This window comes from Arachidicoccus ginsenosidivorans, assembly GCF_007971385.1.
Lineage (GTDB): Bacteria > Bacteroidota > Bacteroidia > Chitinophagales > Chitinophagaceae > Arachidicoccus > Arachidicoccus ginsenosidivorans.
On sequence record NZ_CP042434.1, the window covers coordinates 2,859,151 to 2,884,952 of the forward strand.

Annotated in this window: 22 protein-coding genes; 13 read left to right on the top strand and 9 right to left on the bottom strand. The window is 41.1% G+C overall.

Translation table 11 applies throughout. The features are described from left to right. Positions 1 to 65 precede the first annotated feature (65 nt). From FSB73_RS11430 to FSB73_RS11445, 4 genes are all read left to right on the top strand, one after another. The gene (locus tag FSB73_RS11430; protein WP_146782079.1) at positions 66 to 719 is read left to right on the top strand and encodes an ATP-binding cassette domain-containing protein; all 654 of its coding nucleotides are present in this window, start codon (positions 66 to 68) and stop codon (positions 717 to 719) included. Positions 720 to 733: 14 nt separating this feature from the next. Further along, positions 734 to 1,912 carry an ABC transporter permease family protein gene (locus FSB73_RS11435; RefSeq protein ID WP_146782082.1) on the top strand — a complete coding sequence of 393 codons (1,179 nt, stop codon included), beginning with the start codon at positions 734 to 736 and terminating at the stop codon, positions 1,910 to 1,912. 313 nt (positions 1,913 to 2,225) lie between these two features. Then, positions 2,226 to 3,827 carry a peptide MFS transporter gene (locus FSB73_RS11440; protein WP_146782085.1) on the top strand — a complete coding sequence of 534 codons (1,602 nt, stop codon included), beginning with the start codon at positions 2,226 to 2,228 and terminating at the stop codon, positions 3,825 to 3,827. A 109-nt stretch (positions 3,828 to 3,936) separates the two neighbouring features. After that, positions 3,937 to 4,998 (top strand): BamA/TamA family outer membrane protein, encoded by a 1,062-nt coding sequence (locus FSB73_RS11445; RefSeq protein ID WP_146782088.1) that lies wholly within the window; start codon positions 3,937 to 3,939, stop codon positions 4,996 to 4,998. 345 nt (positions 4,999 to 5,343) lie between these two features. On the opposite strand, the gene FSB73_RS11450 is transcribed toward FSB73_RS11445, so the two are convergent. Then, on the bottom strand, positions 5,344 to 6,186 hold the full coding sequence (locus FSB73_RS11450; RefSeq protein WP_146782091.1) for a hypothetical protein: 843 nt from the start codon (positions 6,184 to 6,186) through the stop codon (positions 5,344 to 5,346). Between the two features lie 487 nt (positions 6,187 to 6,673). On the opposite strand from FSB73_RS11450, the gene FSB73_RS11455 reads away from it, so the two are divergent. Continuing rightward, positions 6,674 to 8,251 carry an ATP-binding protein gene (locus tag FSB73_RS11455; protein ID WP_225974726.1) on the top strand — a complete coding sequence of 526 codons (1,578 nt, stop codon included), beginning with the start codon at positions 6,674 to 6,676 and terminating at the stop codon, positions 8,249 to 8,251. A 140-nt stretch (positions 8,252 to 8,391) separates the two neighbouring features. Here FSB73_RS11455 and FSB73_RS11460 read toward each other — a convergent pair whose 3' ends face one another. From FSB73_RS11460 to FSB73_RS11470, 3 genes are all read right to left on the bottom strand, one after another. Next, positions 8,392 to 8,952 carry a hypothetical protein gene (locus FSB73_RS11460; RefSeq protein ID WP_146782097.1) on the bottom strand — a complete coding sequence of 187 codons (561 nt, stop codon included), beginning with the start codon at positions 8,950 to 8,952 and terminating at the stop codon, positions 8,392 to 8,394. A gap of 295 nt (positions 8,953 to 9,247) precedes the next feature. Continuing rightward, positions 9,248 to 10,267 (bottom strand): DUF4097 family beta strand repeat-containing protein, encoded by a 1,020-nt coding sequence (locus tag FSB73_RS11465; RefSeq protein ID WP_146782100.1) that lies wholly within the window; start codon positions 10,265 to 10,267, stop codon positions 9,248 to 9,250. A gap of 535 nt (positions 10,268 to 10,802) precedes the next feature. Beyond that, a complete protein-coding gene (locus FSB73_RS11470; RefSeq protein WP_146782103.1) occupies positions 10,803 to 11,774 on the bottom strand; it encodes an MBL fold metallo-hydrolase in 972 nt (323 codons plus the stop codon). A 204-nt stretch (positions 11,775 to 11,978) separates the two neighbouring features. Between FSB73_RS11470 and FSB73_RS11475 the strand changes: the two genes are divergently transcribed. From FSB73_RS11475 to FSB73_RS11490, 4 genes are all read left to right on the top strand, one after another. After that, positions 11,979 to 14,468, top strand: coding sequence for a M1 family metallopeptidase (locus FSB73_RS11475; protein WP_146782106.1), 2,490 nt, complete (start codon positions 11,979 to 11,981; stop codon positions 14,466 to 14,468). 227 nt (positions 14,469 to 14,695) lie between these two features. Continuing rightward, complete coding sequence (locus FSB73_RS11480; protein WP_146782109.1) at positions 14,696 to 15,742, top strand: nucleoid-associated protein; 1,047 nt, start codon at positions 14,696 to 14,698, stop codon at positions 15,740 to 15,742. Positions 15,743 to 15,944: 202 nt separating this feature from the next. Then, the gene (locus FSB73_RS11485) at positions 15,945 to 16,739 is read left to right on the top strand and encodes a thymidylate synthase (protein ID WP_146782112.1); all 795 of its coding nucleotides are present in this window, start codon (positions 15,945 to 15,947) and stop codon (positions 16,737 to 16,739) included. A 30-nt stretch (positions 16,740 to 16,769) separates the two neighbouring features. Beyond that, the gene (locus tag FSB73_RS11490; RefSeq protein WP_225974727.1) at positions 16,770 to 17,282 is read left to right on the top strand and encodes a dihydrofolate reductase; all 513 of its coding nucleotides are present in this window, start codon (positions 16,770 to 16,772) and stop codon (positions 17,280 to 17,282) included. A gap of 51 nt (positions 17,283 to 17,333) precedes the next feature. Here the strand turns inward: FSB73_RS11490 and FSB73_RS23260 are convergent, their stop codons facing one another. From FSB73_RS23260 to FSB73_RS11500, 3 genes are all read right to left on the bottom strand, one after another. Continuing rightward, positions 17,334 to 17,489: a hypothetical protein gene (locus FSB73_RS23260; RefSeq protein ID WP_158639505.1), complete on the bottom strand. Its 156-nt coding sequence runs from the start codon at positions 17,487 to 17,489 to the stop codon at positions 17,334 to 17,336. Positions 17,490 to 17,499: 10 nt separating this feature from the next. Then, positions 17,500 to 18,093, bottom strand: a complete 594-nt coding sequence (locus FSB73_RS11495) for a hypothetical protein (protein ID WP_146782115.1) — start codon at positions 18,091 to 18,093, stop codon at positions 17,500 to 17,502. An 851-nt stretch (positions 18,094 to 18,944) separates the two neighbouring features. Continuing rightward, complete coding sequence (locus tag FSB73_RS11500; RefSeq protein WP_146782118.1) at positions 18,945 to 20,573, bottom strand: acyl-CoA carboxylase subunit beta; 1,629 nt, start codon at positions 20,571 to 20,573, stop codon at positions 18,945 to 18,947. A gap of 318 nt (positions 20,574 to 20,891) precedes the next feature. On the opposite strand from FSB73_RS11500, the gene FSB73_RS11505 reads away from it, so the two are divergent. Beyond that, positions 20,892 to 21,674 (top strand): L,D-transpeptidase family protein, encoded by a 783-nt coding sequence (locus tag FSB73_RS11505; protein ID WP_146782121.1) that lies wholly within the window; start codon positions 20,892 to 20,894, stop codon positions 21,672 to 21,674. Positions 21,675 to 21,794: 120 nt separating this feature from the next. On the opposite strand, the gene manA is transcribed toward FSB73_RS11505, so the two are convergent. Together manA and FSB73_RS11515 are read right to left on the bottom strand one after the other, a co-directional pair. Further along, entirely contained in the window at positions 21,795 to 23,036 is a 1,242-nt protein-coding gene (gene manA, locus FSB73_RS11510) for a mannose-6-phosphate isomerase, class I (RefSeq protein ID WP_146782123.1), read from the bottom strand. Between the two features lie 75 nt (positions 23,037 to 23,111). Further along, positions 23,112 to 23,696 carry a YkgJ family cysteine cluster protein gene (locus FSB73_RS11515; protein ID WP_146782126.1) on the bottom strand — a complete coding sequence of 195 codons (585 nt, stop codon included), beginning with the start codon at positions 23,694 to 23,696 and terminating at the stop codon, positions 23,112 to 23,114. A gap of 84 nt (positions 23,697 to 23,780) precedes the next feature. Between FSB73_RS11515 and xerD the strand changes: the two genes are divergently transcribed. The 3 genes from xerD to FSB73_RS11530 all read left to right on the top strand — a co-directional run bounded on the left by xerD (position 23,781) and on the right by FSB73_RS11530 (position 25,798). Further along, a complete protein-coding gene (xerD, locus tag FSB73_RS11520; protein WP_146782129.1) occupies positions 23,781 to 24,680 on the top strand; it encodes a site-specific tyrosine recombinase XerD in 900 nt (299 codons plus the stop codon). Between the two features lie 44 nt (positions 24,681 to 24,724). Next, positions 24,725 to 24,976 carry a hypothetical protein gene (locus tag FSB73_RS11525; protein WP_146782132.1) on the top strand — a complete coding sequence of 84 codons (252 nt, stop codon included), beginning with the start codon at positions 24,725 to 24,727 and terminating at the stop codon, positions 24,974 to 24,976. A gap of 156 nt (positions 24,977 to 25,132) precedes the next feature. Continuing rightward, positions 25,133 to 25,798: a hypothetical protein gene (locus tag FSB73_RS11530; protein ID WP_146782135.1), complete on the top strand. Its 666-nt coding sequence runs from the start codon at positions 25,133 to 25,135 to the stop codon at positions 25,796 to 25,798. Positions 25,799 to 25,802: the final 4 nt, after the last annotated feature.

The window sequence follows — 25,802 nt, forward strand, 5'->3', positions numbered from 1 at the left end:
AACGGCTGTTGACAATATTTGCCTGCTTAGTATTTATGAACTGATCTTTGCTGTAATTTTGTTTTATGGAGATTACCCTAGAAAATATAATACCCATTCCTTTAAAGGAAAATCTGGAGAAGCGCCCGTCCCAGGTCTGGCAAAGTAAAGTACACTTTGGTCCGGGCACAAAGGTGAAGATTAAAGCACCCAGCGGCACCGGTAAGACAACACTAGTGCATTTCCTATATGGGCTGCGCGCTGATTATACCGGAACGCTTCATTGGGATACCAAAGCTTTAAACAAATTGGACGCTGATCAAGTGGCTCGTTACCGGCAAAGCGAGATCAGTGTCGTTTTTCAGGACTTACGTTTATTTGCACACCTGACAGCCAGAGAGAATATTGAACTAAATCGGGTTTTGCAGCCCAAAGAGCCTTATTATCCCGATACAGTCATTCAGGAAATGGCCACTACTTTACAGGTTGATCATATACTGGATCAGGCTTGCGGTATCTGCAGCTATGGGGAGCAACAGCGTGTCGCCATCATCAGGGCACTGGTGCAGCCATTTAGTTTGCTGATCATGGATGAGCCATTTAGTCATCTGGATCAGAACAATGCCCAAAAGGCGGCAGCGCTTATTGATAGCGAATGCGATAAGCGAGGTGCAGGCTTGGTGCTGACAGATTTGGAAGAAGACTCATTTTTTAATTACAATACCTATCTCAGTTTATAGGTAATCCACGATATATGCTCAATACATTATTAAAAAAGATCATAAAGACGGGCGCCGGAAGATTTCGGTATGTACTGGCGATGGTAGGACTTACCGTTGCCCTGCTGCTGATCCTGGCCGCGATTCAGCTGCAAGCGAACTATTGGCAATTACTAAAAGGAGGGGGCGCCCAGGACAGTATTGCCAATTTTCTGGTCATCAATAAAGTAGTCACCAATCAAAATGCCGGCAATACCAATCTGACAAATCAGGATATTGAAGATTTGAAAAAACAGCCGTTTATTCAGGCGGTTGGGGTTGTTACCCCAAGCCGCTTTAAGGTAGCCGCCAGCGGCGGCAGTGCCATGCCTTTTTATACGGATATGTTCTTTGAGAGCGTGCCGGATCAATTTTTGGATATAACAGGAGGCGACTGGAAATGGGATGACCAGACACAGTTTATTCCCATTGTTATCCCGAACCAGTTTCTGGATATGTATAACTTTGGATTTGCGAAGTCGCAAAACCTGCCTCAGCTCTCCCATGAACTGGTTAAAAGCATCCCGATCCGCATCGATATTCAGACACCTACAGGCCAAAAGTCGTTCTATGCCAAGGTAGCGGGATTCAGTGACCGGATCTCTTCTATTTTGGTACCACAGGCTTTTATGGAATGGGCCAATAAGAATTTTGCCACAGAACCGCCAAAAGGGGCCTCAAGGGTTATTATCAGAACAGATGATCCCAGCAATCCTAAGCTAATTGAATATCTGGACAGCCACCATATGACTACCGATATGGAAAAGACCCGGTTTAGTAAATACCGGCAGATCGTAGGCTTTGTTGTTCAGGTGTCCGGCTTTACTGGTCTGGCCATGTTCTTATTTGCGTTATTAATTTTCAGTCTCTTCATAGAGCTAACCATTGCCAGTTGTAGAGAAGAAATACGCCTGTTGGTTACCCTTGGGGCCTCACCTGGCCAACTGCGTAAATTTCTTATGAAAACCTTCTATCCGGCTAATATTGTTATAGCGATTATCGTCCTTGTCATATTATCCATCTTGCAGTGGTTGCTTTCTGGCCTACTCGCCCATGAATCCATGACGATTAGCCCTGTCATCTCTTTGTATACGATGGTAGGGGCCGTAATTGTACTACTGATTCTCTGGTGGGTTCACGTTAGAACGATCAAAAGGCAAATTGCAGGCACTTAAAAACCGGGCTCCATATAATCATCTTTTTAATTTAAAAAGGTAATTATAAGGGCCTTGCTAAAACATAATGTGCTGTATATTAGCGCTGTAGTGATTATAATGTTTGGCTGCCGGTGCACCATCTTAGGACCTTAGGGTCCTAAATTCTAAATCAATTGAGCGCTATTAATAACTGTTTCAAGGGGTTCAGGGCCCTTATTTGGAAAATTTAATATTATATTTGGCGGGTTGTTTTATGAACGGGTGTTCGTAATGTCTTTTTTGGAGGCCATTAAACAGGTTCATACAACGCAAAAAAATTATAAAATATACAATGGCACAACAACTAACGTTAGAACAAATTCAGAATTTCAAAGGAAAATATCCAAAACAAATCTGGTACATGTTTTTGGTGGAAATGTGGGAGCGTTTCTGCTTTTATGGTATGCGTGGTGTCCTGACCATCTTTATGGTGGATCAGGTGACCGGTGGCCTGGGGCTCTCTGAGCGAAGCGCCAATTTGCAGTATGGGACCATTCAGGCCTTTGTATATGCCTTTACTTTTGTTGGGGGACTTTTTGCAGACAAGATTCTTGGATTCAAAAGGTCTCTTGTTTTTGGTGCCCTTGTGATGATCACCGGTAACTTTATTATCGCCACCAATCCACACACTTTTTTTTATATAGGGATTACTTTCAGTGTAATTGGTACGGGCTTCTTTAAACCAAATATCACTTCCATGGTGGGATACCTGTATAAAGATGGGGATCACCGGCGGGACGCCGGTTTTAGCCTGTTTTATTCCGGTATCAATATGGGCGCCTTGCTAGGTGGTGCACTTTGCGTATATCTGGGTAAATCCCCGGATTACGGATGGGCTTATGCCTTTATGGCAGCAGGAACTGTCATGATCATAGGGCTGGTGACCTTTCTGCTGACCAAAAAATATATTCAGCCCATCGGTAATAAACCCGGTACAGAAGAGGATCTCCACTTGGTTGAAATGGAGCAGACTCAACAAATTGTAGAGGCGAACGTAAAACCAGTAAAGAAAAATGGCTGGTGGAAGGAATATCTCGTCTATGTTGGGGCTTTGGCCAGTATCCCGCTTATTTTGATCCTGATTAAAAATGAGAATTTTACGACGGTATTTATGTATTCCCTTGCCGTTGTAGCAGTACTTTATTTTCTTTTTGAGTTATTCCGCCAAAAAGAAGCCGGTGCGAAGCCTAAACTGGTAGCCGCCTTTATCTTTATTTTCTTCTATTTTGTCTTTGAGACCTTCTTTGAACAGGCGGGCGGTTCTTTAGCCATCTTCGCAGATAAAAACCTGCACCATACCATGCTGGGCTTTCTTACGATCGATCCGAATATTGTCAATAACTCAGCCAACTCATTTTTCGTATGTATTTTTGGGGCTATAATGGGGCTTTTCTGGTTGTATCTGGCTAAACATAAAAAAGAACCCAATACGATCAATAAATTTGGGATTAGTTTTTTGTTGATGGCACTTTCCTATTATTTATTCTATTACTTACGCTTTACGGCAGATGATAAAGGCCTTACTTCTCTGGGTATTTTTACCCTGGCTTATTTTGTCATTTCCATATCAGAGCTTTGTCTTTCACCTATTGGCATGTCTATTGTTACGAAGTTGTCACCCAAAAAGTTACAAGGGGTGATGATCGGGATGTGGTTTCTGGCCAGTGCTTACGGGCAGTATGGAGCTGGGCTTCTGGGTGCCAGCATGTCTGCGGCAGAGCCGGCCAAAGCGGCTCATATGGCCACTGCTGGAGAGATTATCCAGCAGAATTTTGAGCGTTTGAACAGTTATACGGAAGGATATAAGCAAATGGCCATATATTCACTCATCGCTGGCATACTGCTCATCGCTTGCGCCTCCCTGATCAAGAAATTAATGCGTGGTGTGCGCTAAAAATTATTGAATGGTATTAAAACGGAATTGGTTTTTTATAGGATTATTGGTGTTTGCAGCAATTACTATGTCGGCTCCAGTCATGGGGCAAAAAAAACTTATGGATAAAATGATCCATAAGTTCCTTTCCAATGACAAGGATACGGTCAAAAAGAACACTTTTTTCCCGTTTCCCGTGGCTTCCATGTCCCCTGAAACGGGATTAGAGTATGGCGTAGCTGCCCTTTATTCTTTTTACCTGGATAAGCTGGATACTGTAACCAGGGTGTCTACCATTAATATTATGGCCACCCACACGACCCATAATCAATCCAAAGCGAAAATCGTCTCCGATATCTGGAGCCGGGATAATAAATATCATTATAGTTCGGAGTTAAGATACTGGGATTTTCCCTATAGCTTTTATGGAATAGGGGCCAATACCTGGAAATCTGACAAAGAATCCATCAATGAAAAAAGAGTCCGGCTGACCTTTGCTGCGGATAAACGGGTCGCTTCCCATTATTATCTGGGGCTGCAGACTGGATTTGAATATTTTAAAAATGAAGGCACTGATCCAGCTGGTATTTATTCTGCTAATTCCTATTTTGGTAAATCAGGGGGCAAAAGAATCTATTTTGGGCTCCGCCAGTCCTATGATACCAGAGATAAGGTAACTTATACGAACAATGGGTTATATGGCAATTTACAAGTGAATTATACGCCTGATTTTTTTAGTGGCCAGCAATATACAGGCTGGCAAATGACTTTTGATGGCCGGTATTTTAAATCCCTTTCTGATAAGGTCGTTTTAGCTTTCAATGGGGTTTATGAAGGTATTTATGGCAGCACGGTGCCTTTTTATCTACTTTCCCAGTTGGGCGGTGAAAATATAATGCGGGGTTATTATCAGGGCAGATTTCGGGACCAAAATATGGCTGCCTTTCAAACGGAACTTAAATACCGATTCGTTCCTCGATTTGCGATTGTCGGATTTGGTGGTGGCGGTACTGTATTTGGTGACCAGCCATTGACAATTCATCATTTTAAGCCTAATTATGGGGCAGGTATTCGGTATTTCTTTGATCTGAATAAAGACCTTTCACTGCGAATTGATTATGGGTTCGGTGAAAAAAGAGCCGGAGAGGGCAGACTCTCAGGATTTTATTTTTCCATGGATGAGGCTTTTTAAACAGCCTGCCTGAACTCAAATTTTCAAAAGGATTATTTTAGAAACGAAACTTTCTGGTCTGCCCGATTTTTTATAATGCTGAAGGTAGGAACAAATGGGTGAATTTTTAAGTCACAAGTATGCTCATGGAGAAATGTGCTAAAGTAGTAGTAGCTTTGAGATAGTGCTGCGCTCGGGTAAAGATCATTTTTGGAGGATTGTTTGATGACGGAGCGTTTATTGTAAGTCTTGCCGTCTTCTTTGAGTCAAAGCTGCAATTGGAAATCAATAATTATCTCGTTTACGAATAAAAACAAAAACAAAAACAAGAACAAGAACAAGATCTAAATAGATTTTCTACAGATATTATTTGCCGAATGACCATATATTGTAGATTGCACCGTCGTAAGTTCTGAGGGTAATAAGAAGCTGCATTGAATGTGCAAAAGCAAAGCGCTTTACCAAAGCTTTAAGCGCTGCTCTATTGCTATCATACTGGAAAATAAAATGCCTGGTATAGGCGTAACCTTTATCCTTGGTCTGTTTAATTTGTCCATCTGGATTAATGGTGAAAAAATGGTAATTGCCCGGATAGTGACTTTGCTTCTTTGCGCCGAGCGACTTAAGGCTAGCCATAAATTTATCAATGGTGGGGGCGGCTTCAGGGCTATAGTAATGCAGCGTCCCGAAAATCGATTTTAAGGGTAGTTTGTTTAAGGTATCTGCTATTGTAGAAATGGAAGAATTATCCTTAAGATTCAGTAGATAACTATGCTCATTTATTGTAAGCGCTCCCGGTAGGATTTGATCTTTAAAATGAATCCTTAATTTATAAGCGCCTATTTTAGGACTGTCCAGTGTAGCAGCGGTCTCTAAAGGCGCATTGGAAGGAGGTGTATTGGCTTTTGTGCTTAATAGGATATTGATGGTGCGGTTTTGCCTGTCTACTGTTAGGTTGCTCACCAGTTTGAAACCTGCTTTTTCCTTGAAATCGTTGGATTTAAAATTAAAAGACAAAATCCTCGCGGTATCAAGCACCTTTTCTGTCATGTTCAGCTGGAGTTTGTAGGTGAAAACCTGCTTTGGCTTATTATGGCAGCCAATCATAGAAAGCAAACCAAGCAATCCTATAACCACACCAATGATTAATAGGAAAGGGGCTTTGATATTTCCTGAGGTGCTTTTCTGTATATAAGTTTTTATTGCCATGTTGCTTTGCGGGTTTGCTATTTGGAAAGTACTTAATTTTTTAGATAAACGTGGTAATAAAGCAGGAAAATTTGACTAAATCTTATTTGTGGTACCAGTCAAATTATCATTGTCACCTCTATTTGGTCTGAAACCACCGGTCGACTTCGCTTGTTTAATAGTCCCACTTTCCAAGTAAGTAGCCGAGCCTTTTTTCTGTAAATAATAGCCTACTATGACATGCGTAGCAGGTAATAGTAGGCTATTAAGCTCCGAGGGCAAACCCTTGCGCTTTAGCCGGAGGTATGTTGATTTTATTAATCTATTCAAATGAGCATGGCACTCAGCATATTCAGATACAATATGTTTGGCAAGGACCACAGAGAAACCAAAAAGGGAGCAACGAAAACTCCATAGATCAGTGCGAAATCCCCCTAGCGGTTTAGTCTAATTCAAGGTTTAGGCGCTCTCTCGTGCCTCAAGGGCGACCATAACCTTATTTACTAAAGTGCGTCAAAATCAGGAGGAATCTTCGTATCTTCGCTATATGTTACAACAATATCCGATTGGCTTGCAAAGCTTCCAGGAAATCAGGGAGGGCGGCTATCTATATATTGATAAAACAGAGATTATCCATAAGATAGTGAGTACGGATTTGTATTATTTTCTAAGCCGTCCCAGGCGATTTGGCAAAAGTTTACTGGTGGATACGATTGAAGAACTTTTTAAGGGCAGAAAAGAGCTATTTGAAGGCCTGTGGATTTATGACAAATGGGACTGGGCCCAGACCAGTCCGGTGATTCATTTTGATTTTTCGAAATTGCCATATAAAGAGGAAGGTCTTAGCAAAGCTATTACCTATGGGCTTAATAAAGTTGCTAAAAAGTATAGTGTTATATTAACAGGCAATAGTATCAAAGTACAGTTCCAGGAGCTGATAGAATCGCTCTCGACTATGGGAAATGTTGTAATCTTGATAGATGAATACGACAAACCTATCATTGACTTTTTGGAGGAGCCTGAGTTGGCTGACGCTAATCGTTCTATAATGAAGGACTTCTATTCAATCATAAAAGGCAGTGATACGTATATCCGCTTTCTACTCATCACCGGCATCAGTCAATTTAGCCAGGTGAGTGTTTTCTCTGATCTGAATAACTTAGATAATATCACTTTAGAACCTCAATATGGTGGACTAATAGGAATCACGCAGCAGGAACTTGAGGCAAATTTTTCTGAGGAAATTGCAGCCTTACAAAAAGATAGGCCAGATATCTTAACACAGATTAAAGACTGGTATGATGGCTACACCTGGGATATGAAAACCTGGGTTTATAACCCATTTTCACTACTAAATTTTATGGTTGATCCTGAATTCGATCCTTACTGGTATGAAACAGGAACACCTACATTTCTGATCAGGCTACTTAAAAAGGAGTGGAAGTATGATGTGGAAACCTATCAAATGGGCAAACAGTCCTTATCTAATTTTAATACGGTTAATCCCAATATGGGCGCCCTGCTCTTCCAGACAGGGTATCTGACGATTAAAAACATTTCTCCAAACAGAAAGGTCTATGACCTGGGATTTCCCAACCTGGAGGTAAAGTCCAGCTTCCTAGATGGACTACTGGGTGCTTACAGGGGTATGGAAGGCGTAGATTCCGTGGCTGAGATGGATGTCATTAAAAATGCGCTTAGAGAGGGAGACATGCCAGCCATGATTCTCGGGTTAAATGCTATAATTGCCAAGACGCCTTATGATCTGTGGCGACCCGATACTGAGTCTATATTTCATGCGCAGACTTCCCTTATTTTCAGGCTGCTAGGCGTGGAAGTCTATAGTGAAGTACACAGTGCCCAGGGCAGATGTGATGTGCTGGTCAAGACTGCTCAGTATATTTATGTATTGGAATTAAAACTGGATGGCACTGCTGCTGAGGCACTGAAACAGATTAAAGTAGATTTAAAAGCAAGGGGTTATCTTACGCCCTACGCTGTAGATCCAAGAAAGAAAATAGCCGTTGGTATTTCTTTTTCATCAAAGACCAGGCAGGTGGAGGAGTATGAGGTGGAGCAGTATTGATAAGGATTGATGGATTGATGAGCAGTAAGAATTTTTGGAAAGTATTGGTGTAAATAGGTTTTTTACGATATAACTAGCATATAAAAATAGGATTCAGTCAAATTATACAAAATATCACATTCCAGACAAAGATGTGTTGCTTACTGCTGCTTGCACCACGAGATGATGGCAGGATATAAATCTTGTACACGCTGACCTGAACTTTTCTTTTTATATAGCTCTAGCAAAGTCCTATTAAATGCCTCGAACTTGTGAAATTTCCGATGTTCTTCCATAAAATGGTTTATATATTGCTCTTCCTGGGCAAATTCTTCGGGACTGAGGTGGTCGTAACAATATAAGGAGAATATACTCCAGGTCATATATTCATCAAATATTAAAAGCGGTGCCGGATAGATTCCTGATATCAAGCCGGATCCCCATTTCTTTTGGTCGTGTAAGGCTATATTAATCTGCTTTACATGCGATTTACTAATGGGATTATTATAGGAGTGGTCAAGCTCTGTAAATTCCATTTTCCAATTGGCAATTTTATTATAAGGCGCTGTTGAATCTGGCTTTTTGATGGCAGGAGCGACAAATGCCAGGATTGCTAAATTTGCGTAGATGGGATAATGCACCGGTGCCGTACAGCTTGCACAACAAAGGCCAATACTCATATTTGCCAACAGCCACCAGAACCAAATTAATTTAAAATTCAAATATGTTAATGGTAATGGTAATGTATTCATCTAAAAACAGCGAAGTCAAATGAGTAGCAATCACTTGCAATTAATTTTCCTGGCATTTAAAATATTGATCTGTCTAACTAAAATGTAAATAAGCCATTGAAAGAGGTAAAAAAGAAAGACATCCAGAACCGGTTTAGCGAATAAAGGACAGCTGCAGCTAATTTAGACAATGGAATTTTGGCCCTATTGCGTTTAAACATCTTAGGCTTTACAGCTGCCCAACATCAATCACGATCCACAGTATTCATCCAAAAGATTAATCCATTTAATTAAAGGCGATCTTTATTGAACCACCACTGGTATGGGCACTGAGCATAGGGCCGCCGCCGTTAATAGTGCCAGTAGCGTGATCCTTTGCCTTATTGATTTGTACCTGAAGTTGACTTGCCTGGCCAACGCCTACTGATGAACCACTCAATTCAAAATTCATTTTAGCCGCATTAGGTACATTTAAATCGATACTTCCACCACTGGTAGAGAGTGACACTTCGTTTTGGAACTTATTAAAACTGGCATCAATACTTCCGCCGCTGGTAGACCCTTTTACGGTGGCGTCAATATCTGCTAATTTAATATTGCCGCCGCTGGTAGAGATATTCAAGTGGCCGTTGACGGCAGTGGCCTTGATATTGCCGCCGCTGGTGCGCATGTCTACGTTTCCGTTAAGATTTTCCATTTTGATATTCCCGCCAGAGGTTTTTGCCTGAATCTCTCCCCGGCTGTCGACAGCCAATATATTACCCCCGCTTGTTTTTCCTTGAATTTGCCCGGAAAGTCCATTGAAGCTAATATTGCCACCACTGGTGGCGAAGTCCTGATCTCCTTTTAAATTACTTAAACGGATATTGCCGCCGCTGGTTTTTAATTCGGTCGCTACTTCTCTTTTGACGTGGATGATATAAGAAATACTGACGGCGTTTTTCCAATTACCTGATTTTGTACGTCTGGCAATGGCCTGCAGCGTGTTGCCCTGTTTGCCAACGGAGAATTCATAATCTCTGTGGAGGATATCCATAATTTCCTCTTTGGTATAACTTCTGTTATTATTGCCCCTGCCCAGCACTTCAATTGTTGCCTGGCCAGTTGCATCTCCGTCAATCGTAATATTGCCGCCACTGGTAATGGCCTTTACATTTTTAATAGTGCTCGCATCAAAGTTTTTGGTCATGAGGCTGACTGCTTTACTTTGACCATTTAAATGAACGCCATTGGATTCTACACTGATACAGGAAAGAGAAATGGCAATGACTGCTGCGCTAAATATTGCCCATTGTAATTTTTTCATTTTTTGAAACTGTTTTAAATGAGTGGATGTAGATTAGGATACCTGATACCTGATACTTATTGAAAGATTTAATTGCTTAAAAATTCTTTATTATAAGGTGGATGTGCCAAACAAAGGCCAATATATTAAAAAGATGATAATCAGACGCTTATAGAAATCATCCTTCTTTATAACTGTCCGGTTTTGATACACCTGATACAACTGGCGTACAAAACCGAACACTAATCCCAAAACCGAATCCAAAGGGCCTATGTCTGGATGTTTGTTTCCTTCCTGGCTTTTTTTTATGTGAAAGGAGTATAAACGTAAAGCTACTCATCAAAAATACTTTTTTTGAAGGGTAGGTGAGTCGTTATCTAAAAATTCAATCAGTTAGCGCTGCCTGATAGATAAGATAACCCGGTAGTGCAATGATCCAAAATTCCGGTGTTCAGATGTTGGTATTTCTGTCCGCTGGCTTTATTTGCCAATTAGATGAAATCGAAAGAGGTTAGGTTTTTTGAAAATGATATATTATCTGTTTTAATGAGAGGTTTTATAGCAGTATTTTTTTGCCTCTTTTAGGAAAGATCAGTTGGACGCCCAACGTATTTTGTTGATGGAGTTCCTTATGAATGCTTTGTTCATTGCTCCCTGCTGGTTTTATATGCGCAATAATCACTGGTAGGTCTTTAATGGGGTGCCGCGTAGCGGTACCTCCCGCCAGACTGTCCAGTAAGGACAGGTTGCGCATAAGTAACGTTGGCTTTAAATGACCATAGAGATGACGATCTGGTTGCTGGTCCGGATAAGAACATTCTATAGAAATCCCTTTTAAATGTCCTGATTGCAAAATAGGCGCTACCGTCGTCCATAAATCCTGCATTTTATGGCTTTGTTCTATACTGTCATCTCCGCAGTCCCCTAAATACAAAAAATAATTTTGTCCGCTACGAACTAAAAAAGCTGTACTTCTGCCAGGAACGGCGTGACTTAGCTGAAAAGCAGTGACTTGCATGTGGGTGCCTTTGATATCCGTGGGGTGTTTTTCTTTTAGCCGGACATAATGGTATTTTTTCAGGGCCGGCTGCTCACCTTCATCCGCAAAATTGGCCCAACTGGTCCAGGTAAAATATTTGGTTTTAAGCGTATTAATCGTAAAGGGCAATCCATAGATATCTTTGCGGCTGTCTTCCGGTGAGTTAATTATCAGCCCGGATACATGATCCAGGTGGGGATGAGAGATCAGATAGGCTTTAATCCTGCGCCGCTGGAATTCAGTAGGCGTCATTTTGAAAAAATGCCGCCTGCGGGCAGCCTTTAGTCCATCATGAATGGTGCCTGCATCCAATGAGATGAAGGCGGTATCCTGTATGGGGGCAATCAAATAGGCAGAAAGGTTCCCCTCATCGCTGCCACCATAGACGCCAAGAGGCATTATCTGGAAGCTATGCTGAGCCTGCACCGCCGTTGCCTTACAAAGCAGGATGACTGCTAATGCAATAAAAATAGAATATATTCTTTTCATAATATAGAATTTGAGCAATCGTATCCGAAAACGAAGAAACTGTTAGCTTTAAAGGGAAATTTTAGGGGCCAGCTTTTGCTGGTAGTGCCATCATTACCTTGTCTCTATGAGCGACAGCGCTTCTTTTATGCAAATTACGCATAATCTTCGAGATAATTTTCAGTATTATACCTATTTTTACGCCCAAACAAAGTACAATTATTCATGAGAAATTTGTTTATCGCTTTACTGGCTACTGCATGTATGCAGGCACCTTTACATGCACAGATCCATAAGCAATCCAGGGATACTGCCTGGAAGGAAGAATACCGGGCCTCCTTCCCCAAAATAAATGACATCCAAAACACCAAACTGGATGTAAGGTTTGATTATAACAAAAGCTATCTGTATGGCAAGGCCTGGATAACCCTGCAGCCGCATTTTTATCCAACCGATACCCTGACTCTCGATGCCAAGGGTATGGACATTACAAGTGTTGCGCTGGTCAAAGGGACCCGGCAATTCCCGCTTAAATATACTTATAAGGACAGTTTAAAGCTGCATATACAGCTTGATAAAACCTATAAGGCTGGTGAAGACTATACCGTATATATCGTTTATACCGCCAAACCCAATGAGATTAAATCCCATGGTAGTGCGGCAATAACCGATGACAAAGGGCTTTATTTTATCAATCCAAAGGGTACAGAAAAGGACAAGCCTACGCAGATCTGGACCCAGGGGGAAACCGAGAGCAACAGTGTCTGGTTCCCGACAATCGATAAGCCGGATCAGAAAACTAAAATTGAGATCGCCATGCGGGTGCCATCCAAGTATGTTACCCTGTCCAATGGTCTTCTCACCCACCAGCAAAAAAACAGTGACGGTACCCGCACGGATACCTGGAAACTGGATATGCCAATCGCGCCTTATCTGGTCTTCATGGGTGTGGGCGACTATGCCATTGTTAAAGACCAGTATGAAGGTAAGGAAGTGGCCTATTACGTAGAGCCGGCCTATAAGGATGTGGCCCGAAGGATATTTGGCAATACGCCAGAGATGATCGGCTTTTTCTCCAAGATTTTAGGGATGGATTATGTCTGGCCAAAATATGATCAGATCGTAGGCCGAGATTATGTTTCCGGTGCCATGGAAAATGTAACAGCCACCTTGCATCAGGAATCTGCTCAGCAAAATGCCCGGGAGCTTAGCGATGGAAACAGGTGGGAAGATGTAATCGCCCACGAGCTTTTCCATCACTGGTTTGGTGATCTGGTAACAGCTGAGAGCTGGAGTAACCTGACTGTTAATGAAAGTTTTGCCAATTACAGCGAACAGCTGTGGGAGACCTATAAATATGGCAAGGATGCTGGTGATGCGCAGGCCTATAATGAAATGCAGGGTTACCTGCATAGTGGCAGTGCTGATAAGGATCTGGTGCGTTTCTATTACAAGGACAAAGAAGATATGTTTGATGCGGTTAGCTATAACAAAGGCGGCCGGGTTTTGAATATGCTGCGTCATTATGTAGGTGACAGTGCGTTTTTCAAATCATTGAACCTGTATTTGAACCAGCACAAATTTTCTACTGGAGAGGCACACCAGCTGCGTCTGGCCTTTGAACAAGTGACGGGTCAGGATCTGAACTGGTTTTGGAACCAGTGGTATTTTGGGGCGGGGCATCCGGTACTGGATATCAGTTATGTATATGACTCTAGTGCCAATAAAATGATTGTTGCCATTGAACAACAGCAAAAATCCGGACAGATCTTCCAATTGCCTATTGATATCGATATATATCAAGGGGGTAAAAAGACAAGACATTCTGTATGGATGCGTCATCAGCGTCAGTTGTTTAGTTTTGCCGTCAGTGGCCGACCTGAAATGGTCAATGTTGATGGCGACAAGATTCTTCTAGCTGAAAAAACGGATCATAAAGACCTAAAGGCTTTTATCGCACAGTATAAGTTGGGAGGCAATTATGTGGATAGAAAGGAAGCCATTGATTACGCCTCAGATCATCTGGATGAGCCAGGAGCGAAAGATTTTCTGATGAGCGCTTTAAATGATCCTTATTATGGTATCAGAAAGGATATTTTGCAGCAGACCAATCCCAATAGTTATGCAGCGGAGGACTTTAAAAAGATTCAGCAGATCGCGCAAAATGATGCGAACAGAACTGTCAGGGCGGCGGCTGTGGATGTACTGTCCTTTACCGGTGATCCGGCCTATAAACCGCTGTTTGAAGCAGGTGTTCACGATTCTTCTTATAGCGTAGCCGGTGCATCACTACAGGGGTTGGCTAAAGTTGATCAGACTGCCGCCATGGCGCTGTTGCCTGAAATGGAAAAGGATGCCAAAGGCAGACTTGCCTCAGTCGTACAGAAACTGACTATACTAACTAAATCCGATGCTGATTTTGATGAGATCTATAAAAATTTTACCGGCCTTCCTATGGGACAGGAAAAAGTAAGTGGCCTGTTTGATATGATTTCTTATATGAATAACCTCAAAGATCCGGATCATTTTAAGAAAATGACGGACGCTGTGGTGGAACTCCGGGAAAAGATCGCCGCTATGTATCCGCCTTTTAAAGACCGGATCAATGAAGCCTTGACCCAACTTTTGACCAAAAAGACACAGGCGCACGCACAGGCTGCTGACCAAAAGGCTGATCAGCAGGAAATTGATTATTTGAAATCACAGATTAAATAATCAATTTAAATCATCAGGAGCATTATGTGACAGATGAACTCTCTGGAAGTAGCAGAGTGTATTAAAGAAATAAATAAAGTGTTCTTAAAGTAAAAGGCATTTCTTTTCAAAAGAAATGCCTTTTATACTTTAATGGCAAGCCTTGGTTGCAAAAAGGGGGAGCCGTTCAGTAATTGATTTTATACCCAGTATTTTCTGGATTTACTGCCTTAACTTATCTTCGCCCCATGACAGCAATTGAAAAAGTAGAACTGCGCAGTGTAATTGTACATCAGGTGGGCAATCCAACGAGAGGAGAGCAGCTTAAGCTCTCCGGTGCATCACTTACGCTTAATGATACCCAGGTCAGAGAACTGCTCACCAAATACTTTTTGAGTAATTTTAATGAAAATGAACGGTATCATTTTACCCATGTCAGTGATCTGGAACTCAATGAACTCTATCAGTATGCAGGTAGGATTTTTGAGGACAAAAAGTCTTTTTTGGAGGTCTCTCATGATATTGCCCAGTTTCTGTTTAGCAAGAGCACGCATGTCAAAGTAAAGCAAGGGGAACTGTATGTGGCTAATTTTGGAGAGGTGCCAATAGACAGCGATTTTGTAGAAGCGGTCGGTATCTTTAAAAGTGAATCCAAACAACCGTTTTTAAAGGTGTTCCCACATGGAGATAACCTGGAGGTAGCTTCAGAGGAAGGGGTGAATATCAATAAACTGGATAAGGGTTGTTTGATTTTTAATAGGGGGAAACAGGAAGGGTATGTCGTTTTGGTCGTTGATGTGACCAATAAACAAAACGACACCCGCTACTGGATCGATGAATTTTTGCAGGTTACTCCCTACAGCGATGCTTACCACCAGACAGATAAGCTTTTAGGTTTTTGTAAACAGTTTTTCACCCAGGAATATCCTGATAAATTTGAGGTGGCTAAAAGTGATCAACTGGAACTGGTGGAGCGTTCCATGGACTATTTTAAAACCAATGAGCAATTTGACCTGCAGGAATTTACCAAAGACGTCATTATCCATGAGGAGGTCATTGATACCTTTATGGCTTACAAGGAGAATTACGAAAAATCCCGGGAATTTGAGACCCCGGAAAATTTCGATATTAATCTGGCTGCTGTAAAAAAGCAGGCTAAATCCTTTAAATCCGTCCTGAAACTGGACAAAAACTTCCATGTTTATATACATGCCCGCAGAGACTTATTGGAAAAAGGCTTTGATGATGTAAGCGGTAAACATTATTATAAACTTTATTATGATGAGGAAAGTTAGAAGTTGATGGATAAATGGATAACGAAAAAGGTAAATGTTTGATGGATAACTGTTTATCAAATCAGGCCAAAACGGGCTAAAACAATTTGAATTTGTGTATTTTTGGCTCGGATGATGGGAGAGGAAATTCTCCGCTGGTAACTACCGGTCAATTGAGAATATTTACTATTATATAAAATAGATACAGATAATAATTAGGATTATGCAGCAATATTTAGGGCTTTTACAACATATAATGGATCATGGAACCGATAAGTCTGATCGTACCGGTACAGGGACGCGCAGTGTGTTTGGCTACCAGATGCGTTTTGATCTGGAAAAAGGCTTTCCGCTGGTAACAACTAAAAAACTGCATTTAAAAAGTATTATCTACGAACTGCTCTGGTTTTTGCAGGGAGATACCAATGTGGGATACCTCAATGAGCACAAAGTGTCTATTTGGGATGAATGGGCAGATGAAAACGGGGATTTGGGGCCTGTTTATGGCAAGCAATGGCGTAGCTGGGAAGGGGCAGATGGTAAAATTTACGATCAGCTTACCGAGGCCATTCACTTGATTAAAACCAATCCAGACAGTAGAAGAATTATTGTCAATGCCTGGAACGTGGCGGATTTACCTAAAATGGCCCTTAGTCCATGTCATGCTCTTTTTCAGTTCTATGTAGCAGATGGGAAATTAAGTTGCCAGTTGTATCAGCGAAGTGCGGATGCATTTTTAGGTGTACCTTTTAATATTGCCTCCTATGCGCTACTTACCCTGATGATGGCGCAGGTCACAGGGCTTAAACCGGGTGATTTTATCCATAGCTTTGGGGATCTGCATATTTATAAAAATCATTTTGAGCAGGTAAAATTGCAGTTAACGCGCACGCCTTATCCATTACCTACAATGAAACTAGGTCCGGAGGTTAAGTCGCTCTTTGATTTTAAATTTGAGGATTTTACCCTGGAAAATTATCAGTCGCATCCGCATATCAAAGGAGCTGTTGCTGTTTAAACTTACTCATATTAAAATATCCGCTGTATTATGTCCACATCTATGAATATTACCCTTATTGTAGCCGCCGCAAAAAATAATGCCATTGGTAAAAACAACCAGATGCTCTGGTATATGCCGGAAGATTTTAAATATTTTAAAAATCAGACCTGGGGATTACCTGTACTGATGGGCAGAAGAACCTTTCAGGCATTAGAGAGTAAGGCGCTGCCCGGTAGATTGAATATTATTCTGTCCCGGGATAAGCAATTTGATGCAGAAGGTGCTGTTGTGGTAAATAAACTCGATGATGCCCTTTTTATGGCGCAGGAACATCATTATAATGAGCTTATGGTGATTGGCGGAGCCGAGATTTATAAATTACTCCTGCCAAAAGCAAGTAAAGTTTATCTGACTCGAATAGATGCGACTTTTGAGGATGCAGATGCCTATTTTCCTGAACTCGATCCCAAACAATGGAATAAAGTGGCCAGCTACCCACATGAAGCGGATGAGAAAAATCCTTATGGTTATGTCTTTGAGACCTGGACCCGCAAAAAATAACAAATCAGAAAAAGAGATCCAAGATATTGCTTGGAGGGTTAGGACAAGCGTTTATTGATATCTTCTGGCAAAGGCAAATCCATAGCCGAACTGCACATTTAGATTTTGACCGTAGGCGGCTGATTTTATACGGGTGCTTGTCATGACTTCTTTACCTCTCAGATACGTAGCTGATGCGTTCGGTTTTTGCAAAGGAGATTCTGCCATTAATCCAAAATTAAGATAACCTTTTTTTGATACCCAATAATGAGCGTTTTAAGCCTGCCTGCATACCTGGGACGGTGCCACTCATTTTATAATGAATGTGTACGCCATTGTCTTTTATCGTTAGCATTCGGTCTCTACCCCAATCGTTTGTCGTATAACTTAAACCTAATTTAGGAAGGATTTCCAATTTATTTAACCTAATGCGGTACATAACGCCTGCATTGACGGTAGGTTTTATTAATTCAAAAGGGCTAAAAATAGCTTCAATGATATCTTCCATTTGCAAACCAACATAAGAAGTGGATAAAATGTCTGGCCTATGGTTTTGATAATAGTTACTGCCTATGGATGCATAGGCAGCCCACTTACCGTTAAAAGCATAATTTGCGGTAAATAATTCCTGAAATCCGAGTGTAGGCCTTGTCCCAAACAAAGCAGAAGATGTCTTATTGGGCATAATTATCAAGCCTGCATTTAAATCAATTGACCAGTAACGTTCTGGGATCCGGTTATTATATTTATTAGTGGGGCTTTGTGCAAAGCATACACAAGCGTATCCAGCAAATAAAGAGAGCAGACAAGCTTTTAACCAACTATTTTGCATAAGCAGGGTTTGAAAGGTTAAGGTATAGGTTTGTTTTATGCATAAACGTAGTTGGAGTTCAAGAACGCTACACAGCCGGACGAAATTTTTGCATGTCACAAGTTGGAATAATTGGAAGCTAGGGTGGTATGAAATTTAAGCAGTTATATTCATATTTATTATAAATAGATTGGGAATGCATTTTTTTGAGTATTTGGTTTTATTTTTGAGTGATCAATCTGTTTAACACTTGTGGCATCGGCCGCTGATGAGGGTATAATACACCTCTATGTCAGGTCTTAAATGAAACTAAAAAAATATTCCCTGGTACAGTTTTGAGGCTGGGTTACCAATTGGTGGCTGAAAAATAACATATTTCTACTTATAAGGAAAATTAAACTTCTCGAATTTTACCATCACTCTACTTCACAAGAGGTCAGAAACTCTGAATATAATTGTTACTGGCCTTGTTCGAACTCTTCTAAACTGATTATGTAAAGGCTGACTGTAGAAATTGGGGGCGCAATCCGTTTTCTTCCCATATCGTGCAATTTATGGATTTCTGGGCGGTCCAGTTTAAGATCTTCTTTTACAATTAATATATTGTTCACCCCCATTAATCGGAACCTGTTCTCACTAAGGTTTTTGCCTCTTTCTATGAGAAGATGAACTGAGCAAGGAGATAAGATTGTCTATTTTTTCTTATAAAAATATATTCCTTTTATAATATCTGCCTGATACAAATCCCATATAGAATCCCCTTCAAAACAGATGGTCGTCGAGTCATCATAATCAAAACACTTTACTAAAAGCGTATTTTGGGGCGAAACCTTTATTCCGCCTATCCTCCAATATGGGGGAAGCTACAATATTTAAACTTGGAAAACGCCCAGTCTTAAAGGGTCAAAATCTGGGTTTTCATTGGCGCAACTGATGGCCAAGGCGATTTTGTCCCTAGTCGCACCGGGATCAATAATCTCATCAACCCAGAGTCTTGCAGCTGCATAATAGGGCGTTGTCTGCTCTTCATAACTAGAAGTGATCCTTTCAAGTAATGCATTTTCCTCGGCTTCTGAGACGATTTCTCCTTTTGCTTTTTTAGAAGCGACCTGGATCTGCAGGAGAGTCTTTGCCGCTTGGCTGCCACCCATCACTGCAATTTTTGCTGAAGGCCACGCATAGATAAATCTTGGGTCATAAGCCTTACCACACATGGCATAATTACCAGCTCCAAAGCTGTTGCCAATCACAATGGTAATTTTTGGAACAACACTATTGGCAACAGCCTGTACTAGTTTAGCGCCATCTTTAGTTATGCCAGAATGCTCGCTTTTGCTGCCTACCATAAAACCTGTTACATCCTGTAAAAATACAAGTGGGATTTTTTTCTGGTTACAATTTAGGATAAAGCGGGCCGCTTTATCTGCACTGTCTCCATAAATCACACCCCCTAATTGCATTTCACCTTTGGCGCTTTTGACAATCAGCCTTTGATTGGCAACAATACCTACAGCCCATCCGTCAATACGTCCATAACCACAGACAATGGTTTTGCCGTAACCTTCCTTAAATTGGTCAAACTGGCTATCATCGACCAATGCATGGATGATATCCAATGTGTCGTATGGTTTGCTGTTGTTTTCACTAAGCGTTTGATAAAGGGTGGCAGGATCTGTTTTTGGGGGTAAGGCTTTTACTTTGTCAAAACCTGCTTTTGGATGGCCTCCCGTTTTAGCCATAATCCTTTTTACCTGGTCTAGACACTCGTTTTCAGTGGCAAACTTATAATCGGCAATACCGCTGATTTCATTATGGGTGGCGGCGCCACCCAGGGTCTCGGCGTCAATATCCTCACCGATGGCCGCTTTTACCAGGTAAGGACCTGCCAGAAAAATGCTGCCTGCGCCTTCCACCATAAGTGTCTCATCACTCATAATAGGCAGATATGCACCGCCTGCGACGCAAGCGCCCAGTACTGCAGATATTTGTGTCAAACCCATCCCGCTCATACGGGCATTATTATAAAATGCCCGACCAAAATGTTCCTTATCGGGGAATACTTCGGATTGCAAAGGCAAAAACACACCTGCGCTATCCACCAGGTAGATCGTAGGTAAGTGATTTTCAATGGCAATCTCTTGCATTCTTAAAAACTTCTTCGCCGTTATCGGGAACCAGGCACCTGCTTTAACTGTCTGGTCATTGGCGATAATCATGCATTTTCTGCCAGAGATTTCCCCGATACCGGATACAAGCCCTCCACTGGGGCAACCTCCATATTCCTTGTACATCTCATAAGCAGTAAAGCTGCCCAGTTCATGAAACGTTGTATTTTTATCAATCAGGTAGTCAATTCGTTCCCTGGCTGTTTGTTTATTTCTACTGTGCTGCTTTTCGATGGATTTTTTGCCACCACCGAGCATCACTTCTGCACGCCTTTTTTTTACTTCACTGGATAAAAGGCGCATCCAGTCTTCATTTTTATTTTTTTGCAAATCCATTACTAACGATTATTAGTTTTAAAGGTAGGGCTTAATTATTATATGTACCCTACTTAATAGCATATTTTTAAAAATATTTTATGGTATTTACGTGTCCTAACCCGCGGATCTCTATTATTACACATGTCTCTTTATGGCTTTGATCCTAGGCTGATGCGATCGCATTAAAACCATAATTCCCAAAATAAAACCCAAAATACAGCCGCTGGATTTTGGGAACTGCTTAAATAGTGTATTTTTGATTGTATGGTCAGGCTTATTGCGTTTAAAGTAGAATGGACAACCAGCCTGACAGGACTATAAAATCATGCATTTTAAATGAAAAGATATTTTTCGGGTTTAATTGTATTGGTATCTGTAATGGTTATAGGATTGAGTGTCTTGCCAGGCGAGGTACTTGCACAGGGGCCAATTGCGCAGCAAACACAGGCATCGCCCAGTATTACAACAGAGTTATTACAAAAAGAAAACGTACTGCGGGAAGCGTTCAGCAAAAAAGGCCTGATTTGGCCTGCAAGGGAGATTTATATCCGGTCATTTAAATATGACAGCCAGTTAGAGGTATGGGCCCGTAACAGCGATAAAGAGCCTTTTCAGCTGTTTAAAACGTATAAGGTTTGTGTGATGGCAGGTACAATCGGCCCCAAAAGAATAGAGGGTGATTATCAGGTGCCTGAAGGTTTTTATTATATCTCTGCCTTTAACCCACGAAGTGAATATCACCTGTCTTTAAAACTCAACTATCCCAATGAGTCTGATAAACTATTAAGTGATAAGATAAAACCCGGTGGTGGTATTTATATCCACGGAAACTGTGTTTCCGTGGGCTGTATACCTCTTCAAAATGACCAGATCGATGAAGTGTACCTCATGGCAACAGCTGCCCGGTTAAATGGGCAGGATTATATCCCGGTACATGTTTTTCCCGTTCGATTTGATAATGAGCAGAGTTTGGCCTATTACACAAAATACACTTTTAATGATGTAGATCAGCAACACTTTACGGCTAATTTAAAACCCGTTTATGATTATTTTCAGCAGCACCATGAACTGCCTTTAATTGGCGTAGATCTACAAGGTGATTATAATGTGCTGAACTAGGCATAAAAAGTTTAAAAAAGCATAAAACACCCGGTTTTAATTCCCTTTTGGGATTTAAAACCGGGTGTTTTATGTGATAATGAGTAGGCGGCTACAGCTTAATCATAGCCAATTTGTGCTTTAATTCTGGGGAACAAAGGCCTTATAGGCTTGTCCACCTTCATTGCTTCCCAGGGTATAAGCCGTGCCAGGCAGGATGTAGCAGGCTTCCCCTCTGAATAGATGCAGGCTGCTCTGATCAATACCTTCCATCCGCGGCTCGTTGGAATCCTTAATGCTGATATCGCCATCCATGACCAGGATGATTTCCCCTGAGTTGCTAGTACTATTTGCGGTACCGGCAGCTTTCAGATCTATTTTTTGAATCCCAAAATCGCCAACAGGGCAAGGGTAGTTCCACGTGGCACTGTCCAGTTGATCTCCGTTCATGATATTGGGCTCAATACCTTCAAATGTGGTATGTTTGAGCAACTCAGGCACGTCTATATGTTTTGGGGTTAATCCACCTCTTAATACATTATCACTATTGGCCATGAGTTCGACATTTTGCCCTTCCAGATAGGCATGTGGAACACCAGCGCCCTGGAAAACGGCCTGGCCAGGTTTTACATAAACGATATTAAAAAAGTAGATGGAAAAAATACCACGGTCAATATTATTAAGCTCCTGATTTTCAGGGATACCATTGGGGTATAGCTTTTTAACCCAGTAAGCGGGCTCGGTTTTAGTTGCTTCAGTAGCCAGGGCAGCTTGTACCAATGGCTGCAGGAAATTGTCTACTTCATCCTGAGGTAACTCCATAACGTATTGGTAAAGGCCTTTATAGCCGTTGCGGTCAAATTCAGCCAATAAAGGTGTAAGGGTAGGGGTATCCAACAGGGTCTGTCTGAGTAATTCCTCTTTTTTAAATCCGTGCAGTAGATAAAAATCGCTGAGTGCCACCATAACCTCTGGCTTATGATTGCGGTCTTTATAGTTTCTGGTTGGATCAGATATGGATTTACCAGAAGCTTGTTCCATGTCAAATCCCTTTTCAGCCTCTGTTTTTGATGGATGTACTTGGATGGAGAGCATCTCTTTTACGTCAAGGACCTTGAAAAGATAGGGGAGCTCACCAAATTTATCCAGTACGGCAGCGCCAATATATTTGTCTGCATCAGCTGCAATCAGTTCGTTTAAAGGGCACTGCTGGTCGTCTATTGTTAAGGAAGATGGTGCTGAGGGGTGAGCGCCCATCCAATACTCCGCAAATGGATCATGCTGCTTGTTTTCTACATGTAATAAACGGGGAATAAAGGTTTCTCCGCCCCAACTGTAATTTCTGACAACTCCCTTTAGGAGAAAAATGTGCTTACCGGACATAAACTAATTTAGATAAAATGATGGTTTAATGCCGCAAAAGTACAAAGCTTCTTCCACTATACCCAACCTGGGCTTTTACTGACCCAGCCTGACCGGGGTTTTTCGTTTTGTACCCTTTCCTACGACTTTCAAGCCTGTAAGTTTCTTTTTTGCTGGGTATCCCTGGAGTTTCTCTTTGAGTAACTCAATAAACCGGTAAGTAGCCGGGCAATAGGTCATATTCTGCCGGTGGATATGGATATAATCTTTGACCTTCAACTTGGCCAAGTGCGGGAAACCAGCACAATCATCTGGTCTTGCTTCGTAGATGGTACAAAGGTTGGTGGACAGATCCAAAAACTGGCAAGGTTGTAACCGATTGACCCAATCTGTGTCCTTTTTTTCTTTGATCAGCCATTTTGCTTTAAAAGTGGCCGGTGTCATGTGTAAGAAGGTGGCGGCTCGTTTTATGTCTTTAGGTGTAAAAGTGGGCGTCATGGTCTTACAACAATTGGCACAGGTCGTACAGTCAATCTCCTGCCAGACCTGTTTATCTGTTTCAATAGCCAGTTCATTGAGGTTTTTAGGTGGCTGGTTTTCAATTTTGGTCACAAACCTCCTAAATCCCTTCTTCTTTTCCTCTGCTTTTATGGCAAAGGCCTTTAAGTCTATTTTTTCCATTTTTGTCAGGTTAAAACAACGAGTGAATCTTCAATTGTTCGAATAGTACTACAAACCTAAGATTTTGGAATAACTTTGCCAATAATGTGGGACTCTTCTATTAAAGGATTTGCAGCTTATCTGCAGCTGGAGCGTTCACTGAGCCCGAACTCAGTGGAGGCTTATTTGCGCGATATACGGAAACTGACCAGTTATTTAGAATTACAAGGAAAAAAAGCTGCACCGGAGACCATAACGCTCCAAGACCTGCAGGGTTTTATTCGGTTCGTTGCAGAAATAGGACTCGAGCCCACTTCCCAGGCAAGGCTGATCTCTGGGATTAAGGGATTCTATAAGTATTTGACTTCCGAGAACCTGATTACGGCAGATCCGACAACCTTGCTGGAGGCGCCCAAAACCAGAAGGAAACTACCTGATGTACTTTCCTTTGATGAGATTGAAGCTATGATTGGCGCCATTGACCTCAGCAAGCCGGAAGGACACAGGAATAAAGCCATGCTGGAAGTGCTATATAGCTGTGGGCTGAGGGTAAGTGAACTGATTGGCTTACGCAAGAGTTGGCTCTTTTTGGATACCGGTTTTATCCGGGTAATCGGCAAGGGCGACAAAGAACGTTTAATCCCCATTGGCCGGGAAGCCATGCATTATCTGAATATCTATGAACAGGGGCAAAGAAGAACTGGCATTATTCAGCCAGGCTACGAGGATTTTGTCTTTTTAAATAGAAGGGGTAAGCCGCTTTCCAGGGTTATGGTATTTTTGATTATTAAGGAACTGGCCAACATTGCCGGCATTACAAAAAACATTTCTCCCCATACGCTCCGGCATTCTTTTGCCACACATCTGGTGGAAGGCGGAGCTGATCTGAGAGCTGTACAGGAGATGTTGGGACATGAGAGTATTACCACTACTGAAATTTATACGCATTTGGATAAGCAGTTTTTAAAATCGACACTCGAAAAGTTTCATCCTGCTTTTAAGTGATTGGGGGAAGAAAGTTGTTTTAAAAATAGAATTTAAGATAATAAATGAAAATAACACTTTTCTCAATAATAACTGGGCTAAAAATTGCGGTTGTGTTTTTGTTCATTGTAATATGGCCTGGCCCATTTAATTTATTTCCTTACTTAATAAATGAATATGTATGGAGTGCGGGAATTGAGGAATCTGCTTTTGTTAAAATATTTGATATTACAAGTGCTATTGTTTTATTTTGGATTGTTTATATCCTTGTGAGAAGGTTTCTGAAAAAAATAATTAATCAACAGCAAAATGGATGAACTTTCTATAAAGTATTTGTTTGTATATTATACAATAAGTAGAGTCCCGAAAAGTTGCAGGATCCGTATAATGTTTGATGCAATGAATCAATTAAATGAAAAATTCAGTTCTAATAATTTCCCCTTTAGATTTCAAAAAAATTTAGAAAAACCTCAATGATAATTAATAAATTTTATTTAGTAATGATTTTGGGATTATTATTTGGGTTTCAACTTAATGCCCAAGTACGTCTCGATGAAATAAATCATGGATCTTCAGGAAATAAGCCAATTTGGAAAGTTTATATTCATTCTGAGTTTGAAGATTTTCAGGAATTAAAATTGTATAGAGATAAATCATTTCATTATCAATATACAATAGGATTACTCAGTAAATTCTTTAAGGGCAAATGGGAAGTTAGGGATAGTTTATTAATCCTAGTAAATGACATTGATAGGAAAGGAATCCCAACCAAAATTAAATATGAAAAAAATGATTTTGAGGATACAACAGGTATGATTAGGAAATTTAACAAGGGGCCGTTTTTAATGCCCAGAAATAAAAAGGGAGAATTGTTTTGGGGTTCTGAAATTTTAATTAATAATGACAGTATTCGCTATTCGCCTTTTTTTGATTCCATCTTTGGAGGTAACCCCCGAAAAATAGAAAGAATTAAGGTCAACTATGTGGGCGAGTTTTTTCCCGGGTGGTTGAATGTGAAAGAAAAACGAGGATATAAAATTTTGCCAGTAGGTCAAATACCCTTTTTGTTATCAGGGTACGACGCAATAAAAATAATGAAGTTTAGGATATCGGGTACGTCTTTGATTGAGATTGATTAATCAA

Excerpts from the sequence above, each read along its gene's own strand:
- FSB73_RS11435 (WP_146782082.1), top strand. The coding sequence starts at position 734 with ATGCTCAATACATTATTAAAAAAGATCATAAAGACGGGCGCCGGAAGA.
- FSB73_RS11500 (WP_146782118.1), bottom strand. The coding sequence starts at position 20,573 with ATGGATTTGCAAAAAAATAAAAATGAAGACTGGATGCGCCTTTTATCC.
- manA (WP_146782123.1), bottom strand. The coding sequence starts at position 23,036 with ATGTCCGGTAAGCACATTTTTCTCCTAAAGGGAGTTGTCAGAAATTAC.
- FSB73_RS11470 (WP_146782103.1), bottom strand. The coding sequence starts at position 11,774 with ATGAAAAGAATATATTCTATTTTTATTGCATTAGCAGTCATCCTGCTT.
- FSB73_RS11490 (WP_225974727.1), top strand. The coding sequence starts at position 16,770 with ATGTCCACATCTATGAATATTACCCTTATTGTAGCCGCCGCAAAAAAT.
- FSB73_RS11450 (WP_146782091.1), bottom strand. The coding sequence starts at position 6,186 with ATGGCAATAAAAACTTATATACAGAAAAGCACCTCAGGAAATATCAAA.
- FSB73_RS11525 (WP_146782132.1), top strand. The coding sequence starts at position 24,725 with ATGAAAATAACACTTTTCTCAATAATAACTGGGCTAAAAATTGCGGTT.
- xerD (WP_146782129.1), top strand. The coding sequence starts at position 23,781 with ATGTGGGACTCTTCTATTAAAGGATTTGCAGCTTATCTGCAGCTGGAG.
- FSB73_RS11440 (WP_146782085.1), top strand. The coding sequence starts at position 2,226 with ATGGCACAACAACTAACGTTAGAACAAATTCAGAATTTCAAAGGAAAA.
- FSB73_RS11530 (WP_146782135.1), top strand. The coding sequence starts at position 25,133 with ATGATAATTAATAAATTTTATTTAGTAATGATTTTGGGATTATTATTT.
- FSB73_RS11515 (WP_146782126.1), bottom strand. The coding sequence starts at position 23,696 with ATGGAAAAAATAGACTTAAAGGCCTTTGCCATAAAAGCAGAGGAAAAG.
- FSB73_RS11485 (WP_146782112.1), top strand. The coding sequence starts at position 15,945 with ATGCAGCAATATTTAGGGCTTTTACAACATATAATGGATCATGGAACC.
- FSB73_RS11495 (WP_146782115.1), bottom strand. The coding sequence starts at position 18,093 with ATGCAAAATAGTTGGTTAAAAGCTTGTCTGCTCTCTTTATTTGCTGGA.
- FSB73_RS11475 (WP_146782106.1), top strand. The coding sequence starts at position 11,979 with ATGAGAAATTTGTTTATCGCTTTACTGGCTACTGCATGTATGCAGGCA.
- FSB73_RS11505 (WP_146782121.1), top strand. The coding sequence starts at position 20,892 with ATGAAAAGATATTTTTCGGGTTTAATTGTATTGGTATCTGTAATGGTT.
- FSB73_RS11430 (WP_146782079.1), top strand. The coding sequence starts at position 66 with ATGGAGATTACCCTAGAAAATATAATACCCATTCCTTTAAAGGAAAAT.
- FSB73_RS23260 (WP_158639505.1), bottom strand. The coding sequence starts at position 17,489 with ATGGCAGAATCTCCTTTGCAAAAACCGAACGCATCAGCTACGTATCTG.
- FSB73_RS11445 (WP_146782088.1), top strand. The coding sequence starts at position 3,937 with ATGATCCATAAGTTCCTTTCCAATGACAAGGATACGGTCAAAAAGAAC.
- FSB73_RS11480 (WP_146782109.1), top strand. The coding sequence starts at position 14,696 with ATGACAGCAATTGAAAAAGTAGAACTGCGCAGTGTAATTGTACATCAG.
- FSB73_RS11465 (WP_146782100.1), bottom strand. The coding sequence starts at position 10,267 with ATGAAAAAATTACAATGGGCAATATTTAGCGCAGCAGTCATTGCCATT.